A 4,777-nucleotide genomic window follows, 5' to 3' on the forward strand; every position below is an offset into this window, starting at 1 on the left:
CAAAGTACCCGGCGCCAAGGCTGTTTCCGAATCGCCCCGGGTGTCGCCGGTCCGCGAGACCAACTGAGTATCTCGAAGCGACGGCCGAACGGACTCAGGTTGGCAGATGCGGTAGGGCCTCCGAGTTAGCCTTGCGGGGTGTCATCGCCCGCCGACGAATTCGGTCCCGAGGTTCTGTTCACCGCCCTGATGGATGAGGGTGTGCAGTTCGTCTTCGTCGGATTCATCACCCACTATGCGGCTCAACGCTACGAACGGCGTCATCGCACCGGCGGCCTCGGGTCGCCTCGGACGCTCGCGCACGGTGAGAGTCTCGAGCGACTGGCTCGGGCCTTGCGATCGGTCGATGCCACCGTCCGAGGTCGCTCCGGCGAGCCGACCCCATTCGCCGGTTGTGGTGCCGATCTTGCCGGTACTGAATCGACTACTGGAGATCGTCGAGCTGTTCGAGCAGCCCGGATGAGGTGATCTCAGCTGCTCAGCCGGCCGCGGCGAGAGGATCTCTGACAGTAGACACGATGTGAACGATCTTTGCGTTCACCGTCGACACGTGGCCGACCTCCTCGAACGGGCTTCGGCGGCGAGATGCGGAAGATCTCGCGGGGTCTCCCACGATAGAGGAAAATGAGGTGTCCCTCCCATTGTGCTGAGCGGTATTTCATGTCCTCTGCGGCAGGTCGATAGCGTCGGGTTCATGGCGTGGAGTTTTCTTTCGGCAGAACAGCTTTCGGCCGCCCTGCGTGCTGGTGCGGTGACTTCGGTGGAGCTCACCGAGGAGGCGATCGCTCGCATCGAGCACGAGGACAAGGTGATCAACGCGATCTGTGTACCGGACTTCGACCGTGCGCGGGCCGCCGCATTGCATGCCGACCGCGCGCTGGCTCGTGGGGAGGACGGACCGCTGCTCGGTATTCCGGTGACGGTCAAGGAGTCCTACGATATGGCCGGGCTGCCCACGACCTGGGGCATGCCCGAGTATCGCGACCATGTGCCGACCGAAGACGCGGTGCAGGTGTCGCGGTTGAAGGCCGCGGGTGCCGTGCTGCTGGGCAAGACCAATGTGCCGTTGGTGCTGCGAGATATCCAGAGCTTCAACGAGATCTACGGCACCACCAACAATCCGTGGGATCACACCCGCACCTCGGGCGGGTCGTCCGGCGGCTCGGCGGCGGCCTTGGCGGCGGGATTCGGTGCGCTGTCCATCGGCTCCGATCTCGCCGGTTCGCTGCGTACCCCCGCGCATTTCTGCGGTATTTACGCGCACAAGCCGACGCTCGGGTTGGCGCCCACCCGGGGCATGGTCGCGCCGCCCGCACCGGCGCTGCCGATCGACCTCGATCTCGCCGTGGTCGGTCCGATGGCGCGCACCGCCCGGGATCTCACGCTGTTGCTCGACGTGATGGCCGGACCCGATCCGCTGACCCACGGCATCGCCTACGACATCGCACTGCCGCCCGCGCGCCACGAACGGCTGTCGGACTTCCGCGTCCTGATCATCGAGGAGCATCCGCTCATCCCGACCGGTTCGGCGGTGCGGGCGGCCGTCAACCGAGTCGCCGAGGCGCTCGCCGACGAAGGCGCTCACGTCGAGCGGCGCAGCGCGCTGCTGCCCGATCCGATCGAAGCAGCGACGACTTACATGCAGCTGATGCTGTCGAACGCCGCCGCGAACCTCCCGATAGACGTCTACGACCGGTTGCGGACCCACGCCGCCACCCTGTGCGCGGACGACCACAGCCTCGATGCGGCGCGGCTGCGCGGCATGGTGCTCAGCCACCGCGACTGGGTCGCGGCGAACCACCGCCGCGAACTCCACCGCCACGGCTGGCGGCAGCTCTTCGCCGAATTCGATGCCGTGGTGTGCCCCATCACACCCACGCCCGCCTTCCCGCACAACCACAACGGAGGTCTGGAGGACCGGCACATCGACATCGACGGCGTCGAATACCCGTACTTCGATCAGTTGGTCTGGGCGGGCATGGCCACCATGCCCGGCCTGCCCGCCACGGCCATACCCGCCGGTCGGTCCGCCGAGGGATTACCGGTAGGTGTGCAGCTCATCGGTCCCATGTTCGAGGATCGCACCCCACTACGGCTGGCCGAGCTGTTGGAGCGGAAGATCGGTGGCTTCCGGGCACCGGAGTAGCGAACCGTCGGATGTCCCTCCGGTTCGGACAGCTACCACGGTATTCAGGGACTGGCCGGTCCGTCCAGTAGGCGCCGGATTGTGTGGTCGGGATACGAGGTACCGCGGCTCTCCTGCTGGAACGCTCGCATGAATTCGGACATTGTCGCGGCGACGGGAGCGTGCCGAGTGAGGACTGCGGCGGCCTCCTCGGTGACGCCCTCCGGCGGTTTGCCCTCGGCGAGGGCGCGGACTATCGCGGCGCGTTCCTCCCCTCGGAGCCGGTAGACTGCGGTGACCAGCCAGTTGACCAAGTAGGCGGAGGTGTAGCCACGGTCGTAGCTCTGGTTCCGGTGGAAGAATGCGACCTCCTGCGGCGAGAGGTCGAACTCGGAGGAGAGCGCGAGGCCGTAGTCGCCGAAGTAGAGGCGTCGACCGTCGGTCAGGATGTTTCCGAAGTGCGCGTCGAGGTGCAGCAGCCCGCGGCTGTTCATGAATCCGGTGCCGACGGCCAGCTCTCGCTCCACCATGGCGCAGGCCCGACCGGCATGCTGTGCGCCCGCGTCGATCTGGGTGCTGAGCCACTGGTGCAGGTTGTGCGGGATGTACTCCAGGAACAACGCGATGCTCGCGGTGGAGTCCCGGAGGGCCTCGATCCGCTGGCGTACCTGCGGCCGTCCCTCCCAGTACGCGACGGCGCGATCGATGTCGGCGAGTTCCTCCGGCAGTGGCGTCGTATCCGGCAGCACCCGCCAGTGGTACATCAGCGGGTACCTCTCGCACTCGGCCGCGAGCACCCAGTTCGTCGTCATGGTGTGCACGGCGAGCTCACGCCAGGCCCCGAAACCCGGCCCGCCGATGAGGCCGACGCCGTACTGGCAGCAGAGCGGCATATCGAACAGGTTGGCCGTGGACCGGACGTGCTCCGGCTGCCGTTCCAGGTCGGTGAGGGGAATCCGCTTCACGAAGACCGGGGTTTCGGCGATCTCCAGTAGCGACGACTTCCCGCCGATACCGGCGCCGATCGGCGCGGACGAGTCCAGGAGTTCGAGCAACTCGTGATCGCTGTACAGCGCCAGGGCCGTGGATACGGCGCTGTGGGCGAGCAGGCGCGCCGGGCGCGACATATCGGGGGTGGGAGCAGCGTGAGGCGGATCGGACGTCACCGCATGGAACGTAGTCCAACCCAGCCCTGGTCCACTGCCCGCGCCACCTCGTGATCTTGTAGGTTCGGTTGATGTCCGACAGCGTGTGGGATATCAAAGCACTGTTCGGTTCTCTGCTGGCATGCCCCGACGGATGGGGAGCCAGCGAATTCGCGCCTTGGTTCGAACAGCGACCACAGCTGCGTGCCGCACTGCACGAATGTGGCGCTCCGGACGCGCACCGCTCGCCGATTCCCCCGGAACGACGGTGGCAGCTGTACGGCGTGAGTCGACTCGTGGACATCCTGCTCGTGCCGCATCAGCCGCACTACATGGAAAGCGCCTATCTGGGCGCGGCACCCACCGCATGGTCGGACTTCACCGCGATGATCGGCGCAGTCCCCATCTCCGAGAACGAATTCCATCCCTTCTTCCACGAGATCGTCGACGTTATCGTTGCCGACGACCCCCGAGAACCGGTCACGATCGCCCAGCAGCACTGGCCTGGAGCGTTCCTAGGCAATCTGCTACTGGTCCGGTCGGGAGTCACCGTCCGCGCCGGTTCGTCGATCCTCGACCCGCACTCGGCCGCACGGTCCAGCATGTACTGGACATTCTGGCGCTGCTATCGCAAAGTGCAGGACCTGTCCAACGGATGGGGCTCGAATTCGCAGTGGCGCGCGAGCTTTCGCCGCGACTACTGCATCGACGGTGAACTGCGTTACAACATCGATGCCCGGTGGGAGGGCGATCCCGCGCCTGCCGGCGACGATCTCACCCCCCGAGAACGGCTGGACCTGTTGCGCTTTCGGCACGGCGTCCTTCGAGACCTCGGAACCGAACGCTGGCCTTACGACGATCATCACGTCGAGCGCTGGCGACCGTGACGGCCATACGGGGAGAGTGTCCTGCGCGGGCTGACCGTGCGGAACGAACCGGTCGGTCCCGTGGTCGAACGCACCATGATCTACATTGCCGCCAACGGGTCGCTTCCGACCGGCCGGGCAGGGCGGACAGAACGCACTGATTCGATGGTCACGACGGTTTTGGGTGACACCCCGGACTCCCCGCCCGCTTCGCCAGCGTCCACCCGTTCTTCTGCTCCAGGTCAGTGGCCAGCCCCGATACATTCTCACGTGCCCTGGCGCGCGGGTAGGGCCGACAGAATCTGGTCGCGGCCCCGTGTCATCAACGAATCCAGTTCGGCCACCAGCCGATCCAACATCACCGGACAGGTCTACCAGCACTGATTCCAGTGCGTGCCGTTGTAGGATCAGCCCAGATCAGGGCGACCAGTACAAGTGTTTCTCCATGTAGCCGAAACCGGGTCACGAGATCCTCATCCGTTTTAGAGGCATCCAGCAGATCCAGCAGCTCATCGTGGCCCGACGGGGTGCCGGGGCTGTCGAGCGACAAACTGAAGTAGATTCTGGGACAGGGCAACCGGCGCGAGCTCTGCGGGCTCGCGCCGGTTTCTGCTCACGACATCCATCGGGGACTGCATTTG

Annotated in this window: 4 protein-coding genes and 1 pseudogene; 2 read left to right on the plus strand and 3 right to left on the minus strand. The window is 65.8% G+C overall.

The window, feature by feature from the left end:
* Positions 1–141: 141 nt before the first annotated feature.
* On the minus strand, positions 142–303 hold the full coding sequence (locus ON31_RS37085) for a hypothetical protein (protein WP_157533812.1): 162 nt from the start codon (positions 301–303) through the stop codon (positions 142–144).
* Between the two features lie 391 nt (positions 304–694).
* On the opposite strand from ON31_RS37085, the gene ON31_RS29700 reads away from it, so the two are divergent.
* Positions 695–2,146 (plus strand): amidase, encoded by a 1,452-nt coding sequence (locus ON31_RS29700; RefSeq protein WP_039818416.1) that lies wholly within the window; start codon positions 695–697, stop codon positions 2,144–2,146.
* Positions 2,147–2,190: 44 nt separating this feature from the next.
* Here the strand turns inward: ON31_RS29700 and ON31_RS29705 are convergent, their stop codons facing one another.
* Complete coding sequence (locus ON31_RS29705) at positions 2,191–3,291, minus strand: protein kinase family protein (protein ID WP_255222308.1); 1,101 nt, start codon at positions 3,289–3,291, stop codon at positions 2,191–2,193.
* A 275-nt stretch (positions 3,292–3,566) separates the two neighbouring features.
* On the opposite strand from ON31_RS29705, the gene ON31_RS34945 reads away from it, so the two are divergent.
* Positions 3,567–4,157 carry a hypothetical protein gene (locus ON31_RS34945; protein ID WP_147287239.1) on the plus strand — a complete coding sequence of 197 codons (591 nt, stop codon included), beginning with the start codon at positions 3,567–3,569 and terminating at the stop codon, positions 4,155–4,157.
* Positions 4,158–4,335: 178 nt separating this feature from the next.
* On the opposite strand, the pseudogene ON31_RS38695 reads toward ON31_RS34945, so the two are convergent.
* Positions 4,336–4,495, minus strand: a pseudogene (locus ON31_RS38695) (IS701 family transposase); the annotation flags it as partial.
* Positions 4,496–4,777: the final 282 nt, after the last annotated feature.

It is taken from the genome of Nocardia otitidiscaviarum NBRC 14405 (assembly GCF_000308635.1).
Taxonomy (GTDB): Bacteria; Actinomycetota; Actinomycetes; order Mycobacteriales; family Mycobacteriaceae; genus Nocardia; species Nocardia otitidiscaviarum.

Excerpts from the sequence above, each read along its gene's own strand:
- ON31_RS29700 (WP_039818416.1), top strand. The coding sequence starts at position 695 with ATGGCGTGGAGTTTTCTTTCGGCAGAACAGCTTTCGGCCGCCCTGCGT.